The 16,251-nt window shown below is 71.4% G+C and carries 8 protein-coding genes; all 8 read right to left on the bottom strand.

Going from position 1 to position 16,251, the window contains the following annotated elements; translation table 11 throughout:
* Window positions 1-2: 2 nt before the first annotated feature.
* Complete coding sequence (locus tag BN1313_RS15810) at window positions 3-2,030, bottom strand: AAA family ATPase (RefSeq protein WP_091743273.1); 2,028 nt, start codon at window positions 2,028-2,030, stop codon at window positions 3-5.
* Window positions 2,027-3,604, bottom strand: coding sequence for a hypothetical protein (locus BN1313_RS15805; RefSeq protein ID WP_091743272.1), 1,578 nt, complete (start codon window positions 3,602-3,604; stop codon window positions 2,027-2,029). The genes BN1313_RS15810 and BN1313_RS15805 overlap by 4 nt, the downstream gene beginning before the upstream one ends.
* A gap of 164 nt (window positions 3,605-3,768) precedes the next feature.
* Window positions 3,769-6,519, bottom strand: a complete 2,751-nt coding sequence (locus BN1313_RS15800; RefSeq protein ID WP_091743271.1) for a right-handed parallel beta-helix repeat-containing protein — start codon at window positions 6,517-6,519, stop codon at window positions 3,769-3,771.
* Window positions 6,520-6,523: 4 nt separating this feature from the next.
* Entirely contained in the window at window positions 6,524-8,725 is a 2,202-nt protein-coding gene (locus tag BN1313_RS15795; RefSeq protein WP_091743270.1) for a hypothetical protein, read from the bottom strand.
* A 34-nt stretch (window positions 8,726-8,759) separates the two neighbouring features.
* Window positions 8,760-11,480 (bottom strand): phage tail protein, encoded by a 2,721-nt coding sequence (locus BN1313_RS15790; RefSeq protein WP_091743269.1) that lies wholly within the window; start codon window positions 11,478-11,480, stop codon window positions 8,760-8,762.
* A complete protein-coding gene (locus BN1313_RS15785) occupies window positions 11,480-13,774 on the bottom strand; it encodes a putative baseplate assembly protein (RefSeq protein ID WP_091743268.1) in 2,295 nt (764 codons plus the stop codon). The genes BN1313_RS15790 and BN1313_RS15785 overlap by 1 nt, the downstream gene beginning before the upstream one ends.
* The gene (locus tag BN1313_RS15780; RefSeq protein WP_091743267.1) at window positions 13,774-14,193 is read right to left on the bottom strand and encodes a GPW/gp25 family protein; all 420 of its coding nucleotides are present in this window, start codon (window positions 14,191-14,193) and stop codon (window positions 13,774-13,776) included. Before BN1313_RS15780 ends, BN1313_RS15785 begins: the two co-directional genes overlap by 1 nt.
* A gap of 12 nt (window positions 14,194-14,205) precedes the next feature.
* Window positions 14,206-16,251, bottom strand: coding sequence for a hypothetical protein (locus BN1313_RS15775; protein ID WP_091743266.1), 2,046 nt, complete (start codon window positions 16,249-16,251; stop codon window positions 14,206-14,208).

The following is a 16,251-nucleotide window of genomic DNA, read 5'->3' as shown; positions in this document are numbered from 1 at the left end:
GGCTAGCGCGCCCTGGCCAGCGCGGCGCGACGCAGCGGGCAGACCTGGCCAGCCTTGCGATACTCGCGTTCTACGGCGGCTGTTATCTCAGCTTCCGCCAGAGGTTGGCGCGCATCGAGAGAGAGCAGCGCCGCGTGCAGGGCGGCGTTCCTGATCTGGCCGCCGGTCATGGCGCAGCGGCCCGCGACCTCGTCGATCCAGGCTTCCGAGGCGCCGTGACCAGACGGAAGGTGCAGCCGCCAGATCCGGGCGCGTTCCTCGGGCCCTGGCGGCGTGAACTCGACGGTGACGTCCATCCGCCGTTGGAAGGCGGTGTCGATGTTCTCCGGCGCGTTGGTGGTGACGATCAGCACCGCCTGGAAGCTTTCGAGGCGCTGCAGGAGGAAATTGGTCTCGAGATTGGCGAAGCGGTCGTTGGCCGACTGGGTCGCGGTGCGCGCGCCCAGCAGGCTGTCGCCCTCGTCCAGCAGCAGGACGACGTCCAACGTCTCGGCGGCGGACAGCACCTTGTCGAGGTTCTTCTCGGTCTCGCCAACGTACTTGCTGGTCACGGTGGCCAGATCAACCCGGTAGAGGTCCATGCCCAGGGCTGAGGCCAGCGCGCCGGCGGCCAGCGTCTTGCCGGTGCCGCTGACGCCCTTGAAGAGGGCGCGGACGCCGGCCGCGGGATTGCCGCTCATCGCCGCCAGGGTCTCACGGTGGCGGCAACGGGCCTCCAAGGTGGCCAGTTCGCCCCGGGTCGCCTCGGCCGCCACCAACTGTGACCACCCGGGGGAGACCAGGACCGGCGTCGCCAGGGCGTCGAGCGTTTCGCGGCCCAGCATCCGGCGTGCGACGGCGAGGTCGTCGAGGGTGATGGTCTCGCGCCGGGCGGCGGCGGCGTTGACTTCGGCGCTGCGGGCGGCGCGGTCGATGGCGCCGCTGCTCATCCGCCAGCGGGCGGCGAGGTCTGCGGGATCAAGCGTCGTGCGTTCGCCCAGGCCGCGGGCCCACAGCCGCGCGCGCGCCGGCCGGTCGGGGAGGGGATGTACGAGGTCGAGCCGACGCAGGTCGCCCGGTGCGTCGACGCCGCCGTGCGGGGGCAGGATGACGATCAGCGGTCCGCGCCGCCAGATCGCGTCGGCCGCGGCGACCGCCTCGCCGACGGCGGGTTGAGCGGTGAAGACGCGCAGCGCCTGGAGCGCCGAGGACAGGGCGGCGGTCTGCGCCAGATCGGCGTCGGCCGCGCCGCCGGTCAGCGGGGCCTCCAGAGTTCCGAGACCTAGCCGGTGGGCGACGGCCCGGGCCAGGGTGCGGCGGCCGTTGTGGCTGGGTCCGCGCAGGGTCAGGAGATCGAGCCGGCCCTCGGCGAAGAGATCGGCGGCGCCCTCCAGGGCCAGGCGCAGGTCCTTGCCCAGCACCAGGTCTTCGAGACCGGCCAGACTGTCGGCGGGCCGGTGACGCCAGGCGCCTGAGGGGCCACGACCGAGCAGGGCGGCGGCCAGGGTTTCAGGCAGGGTGACACTGCGAAGGCCGAAGGGCGACTGGGGTTGCAGGGTCTCCAGCAGGCCGGCTTCCAGCAGGGTGCGCAGACGCGCGTCGCCGTGGGGATCCAGCTGGGCCAGGAGGGCGGTTGTGAAGCGGCCTTCGCCGGCCACGCCGTGCAGGGCCTCCAGCACCGAGCCGAGCCGGGGCTCGGACTCGGTCCAGGCCGCGGCGGCCAGAAGGGCCAGGTCCTCGGCGTCCAGGCCATAGGCCTCGGCCAGGGCGCAGAGCGGCAGGCTGGGGGCCGTGGCTTCGAACTCGGCGATGCGGGCGGCCCACAGCGCCCGGGCCTGGGCCAGCGACACGCCTTCCAGGCCGCGCTCGGCTAGTTCGCCCAGGTAGCCGTCCAGGAAGGGCCAGCGGACCAGCGCCTCATCCAGGCCGCCGCTCGCCTGGGCGGCCAGCGGCGCCAGGCGCAGGAAGGCGGCGTAGACGTAGAGGGCGAAGTGGATCTCCGCGGCCCGGGCTGTGGCCTGGGGCTGGGCGTGGGAAAAGGGCGCGTTCATCGGAAGTGGAACCTCACGTCGCGGCCGGCCGCTGGGATCCAGCCTGGATCGCGATCCAGCCCGCTGGCGCGCACGGCGACGGGGTGGCTAGCGAGATCGAAGGCGGCGTCGATCCGGGCGGCGCTGACCCACAGATCTCCGGGGCGTTGCAACAGCAGGCGGCGCACGCCGCGGACGCCGCGAACGCCCAGGGCGGCGCAGAGCCGCGCCCTCAAGAGCCTGGCCTGGGCGTTCAGCAGGCGGGCCGGCGGGTGCGGCGGGGCCATGCCGAAGGCGACGTCAGCGCCGAGGTCCCGCAGCACCGGCCAGATCGGATCGGCCTTCAGGTCGTCGCCGCAGAACCGCAGGCCCATCTCGCTGAGCCAGGTCCAGGGATCGATGGGCAGGGTCCCGGCCTGCGGCGCGCTGAAGTCGCCCCAGAGGTCCATGGCGAGCGCGGCGTTCAGCAGGAACAGCAGGCCCGCCCGCGGCGTAGCGAGAGGTGCGTCGGGGGCGGCCCGCGGGGTCGCCAGAGCAGGGGGCGCGGCGGCGGCCAAGGGGTTCGTGGCGATAACCGCGACCATCGCTGCGAGGGCGGCGTCAGAGGGTGTGGCGGCCGGGGCGTTCAGGTCGGGTTCGGACGCCGGCAGCGTATGGATCGCCCGGTCGGCCGTGGACGGACCAGAAGCCAGGTCCGGCCTTGCCTTGGGCGCGAGGTCATTGGCCACCACGTAGTCCTCCGCCAGATCGAACCGGATCGACGGCGATGATCGCGGGTCAACAGGGGCAGCGGGTGGCGGGTCCGCCTCCCCGGCCGCCGCCCACCACAGCTTCGCCTGGATGGCGAAGGCCGGGCTGCGGGCCAGGGAAGGGGCGCGGCGCAGGCTGACGGCGAGGGCTGCGGGCCACTGCAGAACGGCCGGCAGGCTCAGGGTCTCGGCGGTCAGGCCCAGGGCGGCCCATGGCGCGGACGCGCTCGGCGCTTGGCCGGCCACGGCCGGCGCTGATGACGCGGCCAGGGCTGGGGCTAGGGGAGGCGAGGCCAGGGTGCGGGCTTCATGGGTGGCGGCCAGCGACTGGGCGACCTCGCGGGCGAACGTCTCGCCCAGGGCGCGAAGGACGCGGGCGGTCTCGCCCCGCCGTTCCAGCAGTTCGAAAGCCGCGGCGATGGCCTGCGGCCGTTCCAGCCAGGCGGTGCTGACGGCGCTTAAGTCCAGGCGGCCGCGCAGCAGGCCTGTCCACCACCATTGGCTGGCGAGTACGCCGGCGGCGAATGCGCTGGCCAGGCAGGCAAGCAACTCGACCTCGTCGTCGAACAGCACGGCCTCGGCGCCGGCGGGCACAAATCCGCGCGCAGGGCGCGCGGCGCCGGCGATAAGGGGGCGCAAAGTGTCATCAAGGCTGGCGGCGGGGCGGCCGGCGCCGCGGGGCGGCAGGATCATGCGGGCGCGGCGCGCCACCAGGATTGCGCTGGGCGGCAGCAGCCGGTCAGGTTCGGCGTCCGCCATCAGGCGCTGCAGGGCCAGCTGAGATCGCAGGCGGTCAGGGCCCAGGCCCGACGTGCGCGCGCGCAGGATGCGAAGCGCCGCGGTCATCGGCTGAACCTGGGGGAGGCTGAGCCAGAAACACCGCGGGCGCAGCTTACGCTGCGCCCGCTACACCACTTGGGAGTCGAACCCAGGGTTCCGGTTTTAACCGTATACCCCGCAACCAGTGCTGCAAAGTGTAGGGAGATGATCATGCCGTTATCCACCAGACGTCAAGTGAAATTTGGTTCGAAAACGGTGATCGCGAGATTATTCGGATAGATCTCCAAAGCTGATCGCGCGCCCGCAACCCAGTTGTGCTGCACAACCCAGGGACGTTCGTCGTCATCTTGTGTGTAAAGGAAGGGTCGGAGGTAGATCGCGCGTCGGAAACCTTCAAAATGATTGCCGGTGACCAGCAGACGTCGGCCGAACTCGCCCCACAGTCGGATAGGCTCGGCGGTCACGCGGTCGATGGGACCGTTGCGCGCGACCTGGCCGCGGTTGGCCTCGATGACCAGGCTCTCGGCCCCGCCGACGAAGATCGCGTGACGCTCGCCGGTGGTCAGTGACGAGATCATCAGCTCGATGACATTGCCGCCGATCTGCACCGTCCCGGCGGCGGCCCGCCCGCGCCTGGCTGAGGGGCCGTCCGATAGGCCGATGTGGATGCCCTGCTCGACGCCGCTGACGGCGTTGTCGCGGATACGGACGTCGGGTGCAGCGGCGCCGCCGACGACGATGCCTTGCTGGGCGGCGGGCGCGGCGCGGCGCTCCATCCGCTCGAAGGCGGTTTTCACGGCGCGTTTCAGGCCGGCGTTGGAGAGCCCCGGGTGCTCGCCGCGGCCGCGGGCGACCTCGGCGGCGAAGTCCTTCAGCGCCTTGCCCAGCTGGTCGGGAAAGCTGACCTGGACGTCGAGGTCTTCCAGGATGCGTCCCAGGATCTGAGCCAGGTCCGGATGGGTGCGGACCTGCACGCTCGCGTCGCCGAAGGAGAAGTCGACGGCGTCGGCATGCTCGCGGTCCGCCGTGGGCGGGGCTTTGCCGTTCCCCTGCTTCTGGGCGTAGACACTGACCAGTTGCCGGCGGAAGCGGATCAGGTGTTCCGGTTCGTTGGCGAACTTGCTGATGTCGGCGCCGGGCGCCAGCGCTAGGGTGTTGCGCTCGATCACGGCGTGGACGGCGTTGACCACCAGGACGCCGGTCTGCGCATGGCCGATGCGGCCGCGGACGCCGGTGATTGATACGACCTTGGCCGGCGCCTCGGCGGTGTTGCGCACGACCACGCAGGCCGCCGCACGGCGGAGCGCATCGGCGCAGGTCGCCTCGACGGTCTCCACCGTGACCTCGGCGCAGTTGACCACGGTCAGGGCGCCGCCCAGGCCCTCGGTCACGTCCTTGGCCCAGCCGGCCGCGCCGCCGGTGAAGCTCAGGTCACGGACGATCACGCTTTGGCAGTCGCGTACCAGAAGCGCGACCTCGGCGTCGGCGATCATGAGCCGCGTGCCGAAGCCCGCGCCGTTCAGCTTCACATGGCCAAGCCCCTTGATCTCTAGGGGTCGCAGGAGCGGGTAGTCGCCCACCTGGAAGCAGATCTCTGCGTCTCCGCCCACCGGGACGGCGTCGACCTTTGCCTGCCAGTCGGCGTCGTGCGGCGTGAGCACGACGGTGCAACAGCCGTTCACGCGCTCGCATAGCTGGTCGATGGCGTCCTGGACGTTATCGGCGCCGTCCAGGGCGCAGTTGGCGTTGTCGTAGTAGACGTCCTTGGCGATCGTCTCGGCGTAGGACGAGCGCGCGATCAAGACGAAGTCCGTCGCGCCGTCGACCTCATAGACGCGGTAGCGGATCGGCTTGTCCGCCGTGTTGGTCCGCGCGACCACGGGGACGGCGGCCGCCTCCAGGCTTCGCTGGACGACGGCGCGGGCCAAGCCTGCGGAGAGCGGGACGGCGCGGACCGGCGCATGGGCGCCAAGGAAGATCTTCCAGTCCAGACCCTGGGCGCCGCCGGTGCGCAGCAGCGCCACGGGCGGCAGGTGGCTGAACCAGCGCTCGACCTGGACGGCGGGGGCGGCCGCGCCCTGTTCGCTGCGCAGCCGTTCGGCCTGAACCTCGAACTGCAGCATCATGGCCTCGGCCTCCGCCGCGCGGCGATCGCTGAGGTGGGGGCCGCGCAGGCCGAAGGGCGAGGGCTGGCTGATCGATCGCCGAGCCGCCCAGTTGTCGACGAAGCGCAGGCCGCCGGCCAGCGTGCGGTAGAGCACCGCCAGCGGCACGTCGCAGTCGCTCAGGACGCCGGTGAAGCGCATGGCGTCGAGCAGGCCATAGGTCTTGGCGTCCGTCGCCAGGGGCTGGGCGTCGTAGGCCGCGAGCGGGGTCGCGCCAAAGCACTTGAAGGCTACGCGGTTGCGGATCTCGTGGTCGTCGCGGGCGCGAGCGCCGTCGTGAAAGTCGTCCGCCGCCAGGTAGGGATCGACCTGAACCAGGCGGAACCGAACGCCGTTCACCGTGGCGTCGGTGTTGCACCTGCCGGCGGTCTCATCCAGGCCGCTGGTCATGGCCCGCCCTTCGGAGGCTTCGGCCGAACAGATCATCAGCAGGAAGACGCCGGCGCCGGCCACATAGGTCCCGCCTGGCGCGGGCGCGCAAGGGGCGAAGCAGCAGTCGGCCGTCGCCGTTCCAGGCTCTGGCGGGACAGCCAGCGCCACGTCGATGGCGGCGTCCAGGCACAGGGTCTCGCCGGCGCGGTTGACCGCCAGGCCGCCTTGTACCCGAACCCAGGGCGAAGCCGCGCCCGGGTCGGGGGCGGAGACCTCCAGGCCGTGGGAGACGCCATCGCCGATGACGACGCCCAGGCGCTGGTCGCCGGCCGCGGCGGCCAGTTGCACACGGCTCAGGTCGCGGGCGGTCAGCAGGCGGCCGTTGAAGAAGTTCACCCGGCGGATGCCGCCTTCCAGGATCGGTTCGTCGAGCGTTGCGGTCATGACCTCACCCCGGATACCAGCCGATTTCGATCTGGATTTCGCCAGCGACGATGTTCTGCATGCTCTCCAGGCCGAAGCCCGGCGGGACGACGAGGGTGAAGGTCTCCTCGTTGTATTCGCCGAACATCACCTGGAAGGGCGACTTGGTGGACGCTTCCGGGAACTTCCGCGGGAAGGGGTCCTTGGGCTCGAACAGCCAGCCGGCGGTCGCCTTGACGACCAACACGCCCTTGTGGAGCCGCTCCTTGTATTCGTTGAAGGTGAACTCGACCTGCCAGGGCAGGAGCACGCCGTTGTCGCGGACATACTGCAGGTCGTTGAACGGCCGATCGGGCAGACCGCCGCCACCGTAGGCGAAGGGCCGGACGACCACGGCGCGGCGTTCGACTTGAAAGCCGAACCGGCCGGCGGCGATCAGGGCGTAGCCCTTCTCATTCCCGGGATACTGGACGTATTCACCCGCCGGCTGCATGCGCTCCAGCGCCCAGTTCGCGCCCCGATAGACGAGGGCCGAGCCGTTGTCGCTGCTGGATGGCGCGTCCACCGATGTCCCGTGGATGCCGGCGACGGCGTTGCCGCCGATCGGGCCCACGGTGTCGCCGACGAGTGGCGGGATGGTTGGCGTTGGGATGTTCAGCGGCTGTGGCCGCCAGGTAGTCCCGTCGAAGCCGAGGAATTCGCCGGTCAGCGGCGCCTGGGCCCCCACCGGTCGGCCACGGATGGCGTTAAGCACGGTCGCGCCCGCGGGGCCGGTGACATCGCCGATCAGATTGACAGGAGGTGTCGGGGTCGGCGTCGGCGTGGGGGTCGGTGTCGGGGCGGCCAAGGTCTTGGGCGCCCAGGATGCGCCATCAAAGGCCAGCACCTGGTCCAGGATCGGGGCGACACTGGCCACCGGCGCCCCGTGGATGGCCGCCAGCACGGTCGCCCCAAGCGGCCCGGTGACATCGCCGGCCACGCTGGAGGGGACCAGCGGAGGGTTGGCCGGCCGCCAGCTGCCGCCAACGAAGGTCATGACCTGCTGTTCGCTGGCGCCGCCGGCGGCGATCGGCACGCCCTGGATGGTCTCGATGACCCCATTGGCGATCGGCCCGGACAGATCGCCGCCCAGGTCGGGCAGGATCACCGGCGAGGATGGGACACCCGGTGTGGCCTCGCCAGGGATGCAGCCGCAGCTGGTCAGCAGCCACTCCTGCAACATGCGCATGTGCAGCAGGTAGGGGCGGCGCGTCTGGTCGACGACAACCGGATCCTCGGTGACGATCCAGACGCCGGGGCTTTCCAGGGCGACCGGAATGGCGAGCTCGGCCAGGAGAACGCAGTCGTCGGCGGCCTCGCCGAGGCAGCCTCCGGGCGTGGTCCCGCCGCAGCCGCAGCCGCAATCGGCGCTGAAGCGGGCGATCCAGGCGGGCCGAAGCTCGGTCACCCAGACGCGGAAGAGGGCGCGTAGGTAGTCGCTGCAATTGTCCGCCGGTATGGCCAGCCCGACTGGCGGATCACCAAGATCGAAGGCTGGCGGCGAACTGATCGGCGCGCCGAGGTCGAGCGGCGAGGCGATGGCGAGCCAGGGCGTGGCGGCGGCCTTGAGCGCGGCCATGATGTCCTCCACCGCGTCGACCGGGCTGTCGGTTCGGGTCGGGATGGCGCGCAGCCAGCGGACGAGCTCGCGGACCGCATCCTCCTCGGTCTGCAGGGGCGGGGCGAAACGCAGGTCGAGCGTGAACTCGTCCTTGATCCGCGACGGCGCCATCAGGGCGTCCTCGCTGCGGCAGGGATCGCCCGGGATCGGCGCCTTGTCGGTCAGGCAGGGTCGGTAGCAGAGGGTGACGGCGAGGCGGACGGTTCCGGTGGTCGCCGCGCCAAGCTTCAGGGCGAGGTCCTCGGCGTGGCCGGCCAGCCAGTCGTTCAGGGTGCAACACTGGTCGGCGTCGACCGCCACCATCTGGCCGGAGGGCGTGTAGGCGACGCCCGGTGTGATCCGGGCCCGTGGGCCGCGCAGCGTCGGCTCCATGGCGACGGCCAGACCCCGGTCGGTCCCGTAGCCGATCAGTTCACGGACGACTGCGCGGGTGCGGTTGTCGGCGTAGGCGAACTCCTGCGTCAGGTCATCGACGCCCAGCACCATGCCCAGCACATAGTTGACGTGCTTGTTCGGATCGGGCGCGCCCAGGGACGGGCGCAGGGAATCTGCGGTGCAGCAACTCATGGGGTGATCTCCCGGGTGTTGGCCGGTGTGGGGGTTATGCGCATTCCAGCACCTGCCTTCCCGTCGGCAGGGTCCGATCGAGGTGGCCTTCGCCGACGTAGTCGAGGCCGAGGACGATGGGGGGCAAGAGGTCCGGCGAGCGGCTGCCGGCCTCCAGAACGGTGTCGAGCTCCAGCCGCGCCTCGCCGACGCGGAACAGGGCCCAGTAGAGGCCGACGCTGAAGGTCGTGTGGGCCGGCTTCTCCAGCTCGACGATGCGGCGGGCGAGATCGATGCGGGCGCGGGCCTTGGCGCGGTCAGCGCGGATGCGCGGCGCGGGCGCCAGAACAGAGAAGCGGTGGGCGGTCTTGCCCATGGCCAGGACCGTCCCCTCGAACTGGCGCCAGTCCTCCAGCGCCGGGCCATCAACGGGCAGGCGGTCGGGATAGGGGACGGCGTTGAAGTCGTCCCAGCTCGTGGCGTAGCGCTGGTTCAGGACGCGGATGCGCTGATAGCGGCGGGCCAGGAACAGCCGCCAACGGCTGAGGAGGTCGGCGGTCAGGACGCTGGGGACGAAGCCGAGGGTCGTGGCGGCGAAGGCGCGCCAGGCCTGGGCGGCGTCCGGATCGGCCGGGGCGGCCACGGGGAAGGCGCCGGCGCCGCCGGCCTCGACCCACAGCTGCTGCAGGCGCGCCGCGCCATCGGCCGGCCTCCAGGCCGGCGTCAGCGGCAGGACCCGGGGCCCGGCCAGCTCCAGCGGATCGCCCAGCGACAGTGCGCTGAACCGTCGCGTCATGAAGCGCTCGATGATGCGGATGTCGTGCGGCCGGGCGGGCGCCTGATCGGGCGCCGCCAGCATGGCTTCGTCGATGCAGGGGTCGAGCGCTAGCGCCAGGGCCATGCGCAGGCCGTGCGTCGTGCCGCGCCAGGCGAAGAGGGTCATGGCGTGGCGGATGAAAAGGCGCCGCCGCCGCTCGTCCCATGACGGGTCGAGCGCCACGCCGAACCAGCCGGCCAGCCAGTCCAGGCTGTCGGCGGGCGCCGAGCGTACGTCGATCAGGGCCTGGGCTGCGGCGAGGCGGTCCTCGACGGTCGTGAGCGTGCCTTCGATATTGGCCAGGAAGCGATCCAGGAAGGAGGCCGGCTCCGGCTCCTCGCGGTAGATCGCCGGCAGGTACTGCTCAGCGTAGGAGAAGCGCGGATACCAGGCGCGCATCGCGGTGATCCGTGGCGTCACCCGTTCATTGCCGGTCAGCGTCAGGCGGATCTGGGCGAAGCGGCCCTGGGCCTTCTGGAACAGGAGCTCCCAGGTCCCGGCGCCGGGATCGTGCGTGGTCGGATCGACGGTGTAGGGCAGCTCGCGACCGTTGCTGCGCAGGTAGGGGGGAGGCTCTGCACGCCAGGGCGCGTTGGCGAGCGCTTCGCGACTTTCGGCGGCGCGACTTTCGACGGCGATGGCGGCGCCCGGCGGCAGGCAGGCGTCCAGCAAGACTCGGTGCCAGACGCAGTCGGGGATCTTGCTGTCCAGCACATCGGTTTCAAGGCTCGCCTGGCGGATATAGCGCGCGCTCGGCTGGGCGATCAGCGGGACCCAGGTGCGGCCGAAGTCGTAGAAGACCTGGCCTGCGCCCGCCGCCAGGCCTTTGCCGGCGAAACGCCGCATCGGCAGGAAGGCGCGATCGGCCCGCAGCGCCAGGCCGAAGTCGTCGACGGCCAGGCTCATGGCGAAGGTCTGGTTGCCTTCGGCCGAGACCACATAGAGCGTTCCGCGATCGGCGGTCGGCGCCTCCGGATCAGGCAGGAACGCCATGTCGTGGCCGCGCAGGCTGAACCCCGCGCGGGCGTCCTCCTCCAACTCGCCAAGGAACAGCGACAGCGACACGGGATCACCGTGCGGCTGCCCGTCGCGGAAGGCCACGACCCGGGCGAAGCCGTCGTCGCCGTCGGCCTCCAGCAAGAGGACGGCGCCGTCGCCCAGGGCCTCGACGGCGATGATGTCGCCGAGCGTGACCGGCGAGACATCGAAGGGCGCGCCGGCGGGGAAGGTTTGCGCCTCGGCGATACGGAGGTCGCCGACGACGGGCTGGAAGGCCTCGACGACGATCGGCGCGATCTCGGCGGCGGACTGGCCGGGTTCGACGGCGAAGTTGCGATCGAGGCGCCAGGTGCGGCGGTTGGCGCGGTCGAGCACGACCACGCCGCCGTCCGGCCGCGCGGCGATGTCGTAGGGCGCAAAGGGAATCGCGCGCGGCCAGTTCAGCACCACCGGCTCGCCGACGCTGTGCAGGTCGAAGACCATGAGGCCGGCTGGCTCCAGCACGCCGACGACCAGGTGGTGGTCGGTGGTGACCGCGAGGCCGGCGAGCTTGCGCCGGCGCGGCGCGGCGGGTTCGGCGGGGGCGAAGGCGGCGGTGGCGACGCGGGGTTCGCAATGGTCGTCGATGGGCCAGTAGAGGCCCGGCTTGCTCCCGCCGGCCGACAGGGCGCGGATCGTCACCCCGTCCTCCTCGATCCAATAGAGGTTGCCGAAGGCGTCGAGGCTAGCGCCACGGCGCTGGTCGAGGCGGGGCTGGGTGTCGCCCTTGGGGGCGATGAACCGCGGGGTCAGCGGGGCCAGCGTCAGGGCGTGGCGCGCCGCATCGAAGCTCACCCCGACGGCGGCGTCCTGCGGCGGAGAGGCGTCCCACGCCGTCTCCAGGCCGACGCCGGACGCGGTCGCCCGGCCCCAGTCCTCGCGGGTGAGCAGCAGGTGGAAGCGTGAGCCGTTGACGTCCATCAGCAGCGCTCCGGAATGACGGGCGCCGGCACGCGACGAACCGACGGCGGGGCGGCGGCAGGTCCGGCGCCGCGCAGATCGTCCAGCGATCCGGCTTCGCCGACGGCGACGCTGAGGCCGGCGATGCGTGGCAGGTCCAGGCCCCGCAGCGCGATCTGGGCGGTGGCGGCCTGGCCGGTGGGGGCGATCAGCACGTCGTTCACCGCAAGCACGCCGGGCACGCGTGCGACCTCGGCCAGGAGCTCCTTGTCGGTGACCGCCCGCCGCAGGGGCCAGCCCTTGCGGCGGGCGAACTCCAGGGTGCTGGCGACCGCGGTGGTTTCCGGCAGGGTGGGATCGCCCAGCGGCGAGAGGTGTTCGCGCAGGCGCTTGGCCACGGCTTCGCGGACCTCGCCGGGATTGGCGCCGGCGACCACGTCGATGCCGACGGAGATCCACAGGTCACGGTAGCGCGGCCCGCGCAGCACCAGCTCGGTGGTCACGAGGCGGCGGTCGTCCAGGTAGCGGCAGACCGCGTCGAGGAACAGCTGGTCCGGCTCGGGCGCATCGGGCCGCCGCGTGTCCTTGGCTGGGATCAGCATCAGGGTGACGACGCCCGGCGCGTCGCCCGGCTCGTTGGGCGACAGGTCCGGATGCCAGGCCGGCAGGACTTCGACGCGGCCGATCTCGACGCCGGGGGTGCGCAAGGTGATGGCCTCGAAGTCGGCGGCGGTGACCAGGCGGTCGCGGTGCTGCAGGGTGCGGGTGATCTGCCGCTCGCCGTCCTTCAGCGTCTCGGCGTCAGCCCCGCCCCAGGTGGCGATGGGGTTCTCGGCCTTCAGCCCGGCGGGCAGGCTGGTCCCGGCCTTGATAGCGGCCTTGGGCACATTGCCGGCTGCGCCCATGCTGAAGTCGTAGGTGGCGCGCAGGCTCGCGCCCTGCGGAGGGCGGCGGCCGTGGAAGCCGTCGCCGAAAGTGATGAGGCCGGACTCTGCATCGATGCGGAAGACATCGGCCGTCGTCGCGCCCACCCAGCCGACGCCGGCGCCGGTTTCCGGCGGCGCGCCAAAAAGGTCGTCGATGGCGCTCCAGGTCGAGACTGCGCCACGGCTGGCGACTTCGATGGCGACGGAGCCTGGAACGACAGGGCGCTTGGCCAGGGTGCGGGTCTGGTCGGGGGTCCCGTCGCCCGCCTCAAGGCGTTCGGCGTTGACGCGCACCCGCTGGGTCACCGTCGTCGCATTGCCGCCGACCCAGCTGAACCGGGCGTCGGCGGCGACCGAGGGGCTGATGCGGATCCAGGTGACGACGCGGGCCTGCTGGGCCTCGTCCGGCAGGACCGGCGGGAAGTTGTCGGCGCCGGCCTCCAGCGGGTCGAGGTCGCTCCACAGAGTCAGCTGCTCGGCGCTGGGCAGGGCCAGTTCGACGACGCCGGCGCGGGTCAGGATGTCGTCCAGGGCGCGGGCCTCGATCGGCCGATAGGCCGCGCGGCGTTGCTCGGGGTCGTCCGGCAGCTTGCCGCTGGCTGGCGGGGCCGGCAGTTCGTAGCGGATCAATGGCTGGCCGGCGGCGGTGGCGACCCCCACCGGCTCCAGGGTGCGCGAAGTGAGGCGACGGACCGGCGCCACGCCCAGCGAGAGCGTCTTGTGCGCGATGGCCTTGCGGACCTGCGGCAGGACCGCGGTCCAGTCGTCCGGCGGAACAGGCTTGTCGCCAGGCCGCGCTAGTATGGCGACCCACAGGGCGCCGTCGACCGTCTCGGCGCCGACATCGACCTCGGCGACCTTCTCACCGTCGAGGGTGACGGTCTCATAGAGTTCGGGCGTCAGGGTCGCGCCGCCAGCGTCGCCGGCCCAGGAGGCGTAGAGCAGCTTGTAGTAGCTGACCATGTCGGCGGGCTGGTCGGTCAGGCGGCGCTTGAAGACGGTGACGGTCTCCACCGGCAGGACGTCGAGGCCGCGTTCGGCGCGGAAGGGCACGTCGCCCGCCTGCACCTCGAAGCCGGCCGCGAGGTTCACGGTCGCCGGCGCGCCGCGGCCCTCGTTCTTGACCGTGATCAGGCCGCGGGCCGACTGGCCGGGCGCCAGGCCAACGCCCAGCAGGTCGAGGAACTTCAGCCGGTTGCGCTCAGGAATCTGGTCGGCCCGATAGAGCATGCTCTCCGTCATGAAGGCGAAGAGCTGGACCAGGGTGACGCCCGGATCGGCGTCGCTCAGGTTGTTCCATTCTGGCGTGTGCACCTGGGCGCGCGCCAGGGTCTCGGCGACGATGTCCTCGTAGCGGCGGCCGTCGACGATGGGCGGAAGCAGCGGCATCAGCCCTGGCCTCCCAGCTGGACGGCCAGGCTCACGCGCTCCAGCACCTGGGTGGCGACCAGGCGGTAGGTGACGGTGGCGATGGCGGCTTGCGGGTCATCGGGATCGACCTCGACCGAGACGGACTCGGTGCGCACCCTGGGCTCCCACTGCTTCAGCGCGGTCTCGATCCGATCCTGGATCGAAAAGCGGGTGGCGACCGTGTTGGGCTCGAAGAGGAAGCGGCCGAGACCAGCGCCGAAGCTGGGCCGGCGCAGGCGCTCGCCGGGCTCGGTGGTCAGGATGATGCGGACGTTTTCGCGGACGTTGGCCTCACCCTCGGACCAGGCCATCGACCCGTCGGGGCCGACGCGTGGCGGGAAGGCTATGCCCTTGCCGTAGAGCTGAGTCGTCGAAGGCGATGAGGGGGAGGAGGACATGGGCTCGTGCTCCTACCGTTTGCCTTTGAAGCCGGGGACCGGCAGGCACAGGATGAAATAGGGCAGCCAGCGGAAGATGAAGTCCAAGAGGCTGACCATGATCATCAGCAGGATCAGGGCGCAGATCGTGATGATCGGGATCGACAGCGAGCACATCAGGCCAAGCGACAGGCCAGGTCCGGTGTTGCAGGGCTCGCGCTCCGGCAGGCTGATGTCCTTCTTCAGCGGCCAGGGGAGGACCTGACGGACGAGGTCGCCCAGTCCCATGCCGCGGATCCGGTCGATCTGGCCGCAGAGCACATTGGAGACCATGAACATGGTCTTTCGGTCGAACTTGCGCAGGCCCGCCGGCGTGGTGTCGATCGGCAGGCCGATGCGGATCGGCCGGGCCGGGGCGTCGGAATCGAAGAAGCCGGCGATCTGAAAGGCGTCCGTGGCGGCGCTGATCACCGAGCGATGGAACGGCTCGCATTCCGGCCGTTCATAGACGCAGCGCATTACAAACCAGCCGTCGCGCATGTCCGGCGCCGCAGCGATCGCCGCTGTCGAGGCCGGCAGGATCGGATCGGCTTCCAGACCCAGGACCGCGCAGGCCGGCGCAAAGAGGAAGTCGACCTGGCCCTGCATGCGCTCCACGTCGGTCTCGCCGCGCGGGGTCTTGCCGGCGAGCGGCGGCAGGAGGTGGCGGCTATCCTTGCCGTCGGCGAACAGGAAGAGGAACGGCGGCCAGGCGGTGTCCTTGGCGGCGGCGGTGGGTTCGGGGAAGGCGAAGCCCTGGTCGTGGCCTTCCAGCAGCTCGCGGTTGCCGTGGGTCGCGAGCCAGGCGTCCATCGCCTTGACAGCGGCGGCGAGCGTCATCGGCAAGTCTGCGCGGTAGGCGCTGCCAGTGGGCGCGATCTCGTTACGCAGGGCTGTGCTGAAGGCGACGTCGCGCAGGGCGCGGGCGAGGTCGCCCTGCGGACCGGTGCGGGTGAAGCTCTCAGCGCGGAGGTCGGCGAGGGCTTCGGCGGCGTTGTCGGCCAGCCAGTCGACCAGGTCGACCAGCAGAAGCCACGAGTTCAGCTGGGTGTCGCCGCGGCTGATGCGGAAGCGGCCGGCGGCCGGCGGCGGGCTGTTGGCGCTTTCGATATTGGGGTCGGTCTGGTCGGCGCCGCGCACGGTTTCGGCGCGCGAGATCAGCGCCTTCCAGGGCTCCAGCACGCTCGACTGCAGGACCAGCAGCTGTGGATGTTCGCCCGACGGCGACGAGGCGCCGGCGGCGGCCGGCGTGGCGCTGGCCTTCGGCGCGCCGAGGTAGGCTTCGCGCCGGCCGGTGGGGACGAGGCCGGCGAAGATCCGGCGCTTGCGTCCATATTCCGCGTAGCTGCCGGGGAAAAGCGGCAGGCGCTCCTCGCCGGCCAGGGCGTCAGGGGCTGCGCCGACGCGGCGCCAAGCGCCGGGCGACGGTTCGGAGACGAAGGCGTATTCCTCCCATCGCCGCGCGGCGAGATCGGGGCCTTGCTCGATCTCGGGATCGTAGGCGGGCAGGGGATCGTGCGGATCGTCCGCGATCCCGGCCTTGGGGAAAAGTCGACGCAGGACGAAGCTGACCTTCTCCTGCTTGCCCGGATCGACGTCGCGGTCGGGCATGCCGACGACCTCGCAGGCGAGCGTCGCGGTGACGAGGTAGTAGCGCATCTGGGCCGGCTGATAGAGCTTGAGTTTGTAGGCCCCATCGTCGTGGCGGCCGATCGGCGGCAGCCCCAGCTTCTTGGCGCGGCGGTCCAGGGCCAGCCGCATGCGCGAGAGCTGCAGCGGCTTCTCGGCGGCCCGCACATTGCGCTCTTCCAGTGAGGCGGCGGGCGCGACACCCATGGGATTGCGCCAGGTCTCGTGGCGGACGCGCAGGGTGCGCAGGCGCGCCGGGTCGCGCTCCAGGGCGCCCAGGTATTCCTCCATGAAGGCGTCGCTGGCGAAGCGCAGGATCGAGGGCGCGTTGAAGCCGGCGTCGAGGCCCGCCAGGTCGTCGGTGTCCCAGAGGGGGGCGGCGCTCAGCCACTTGATGACGTGTTCGGTCAT

The sequence above is a fragment of the Phenylobacterium immobile (ATCC 35973) genome (assembly GCF_001375595.1).
Taxonomy (GTDB): domain Bacteria; phylum Pseudomonadota; class Alphaproteobacteria; order Caulobacterales; family Caulobacteraceae; genus Phenylobacterium; species Phenylobacterium immobile.
Note: the sequence above shows the minus strand (reverse complement) of the source record. Positions and strands in the feature narration are given on the sequence as shown.

What these genes read in the sequence shown, in the direction of transcription:
- BN1313_RS15810 (WP_091743273.1), bottom strand. Translation starts at nt 2,030, where the DNA reads ATGAACGCGCCCTTTTCCCACGCCCAGCCCCAGGCCACAGCCCGGGCC.
- BN1313_RS15805 (WP_091743272.1), bottom strand. Translation starts at nt 3,604, where the DNA reads ATGACCGCGGCGCTTCGCATCCTGCGCGCGCGCACGTCGGGCCTGGGC.
- BN1313_RS15800 (WP_091743271.1), bottom strand. Translation starts at nt 6,519, where the DNA reads ATGACCGCAACGCTCGACGAACCGATCCTGGAAGGCGGCATCCGCCGG.
- BN1313_RS15795 (WP_091743270.1), bottom strand. Translation starts at nt 8,725, where the DNA reads ATGAGTTGCTGCACCGCAGATTCCCTGCGCCCGTCCCTGGGCGCGCCC.
- BN1313_RS15790 (WP_091743269.1), bottom strand. Translation starts at nt 11,480, where the DNA reads ATGGACGTCAACGGCTCACGCTTCCACCTGCTGCTCACCCGCGAGGAC.
- BN1313_RS15785 (WP_091743268.1), bottom strand. Translation starts at nt 13,774, where the DNA reads ATGCCGCTGCTTCCGCCCATCGTCGACGGCCGCCGCTACGAGGACATC.
- BN1313_RS15780 (WP_091743267.1), bottom strand. Translation starts at nt 14,193, where the DNA reads ATGTCCTCCTCCCCCTCATCGCCTTCGACGACTCAGCTCTACGGCAAG.
- BN1313_RS15775 (WP_091743266.1), bottom strand. Translation starts at nt 16,251, where the DNA reads ATGACCGAACACGTCATCAAGTGGCTGAGCGCCGCCCCCCTCTGGGAC.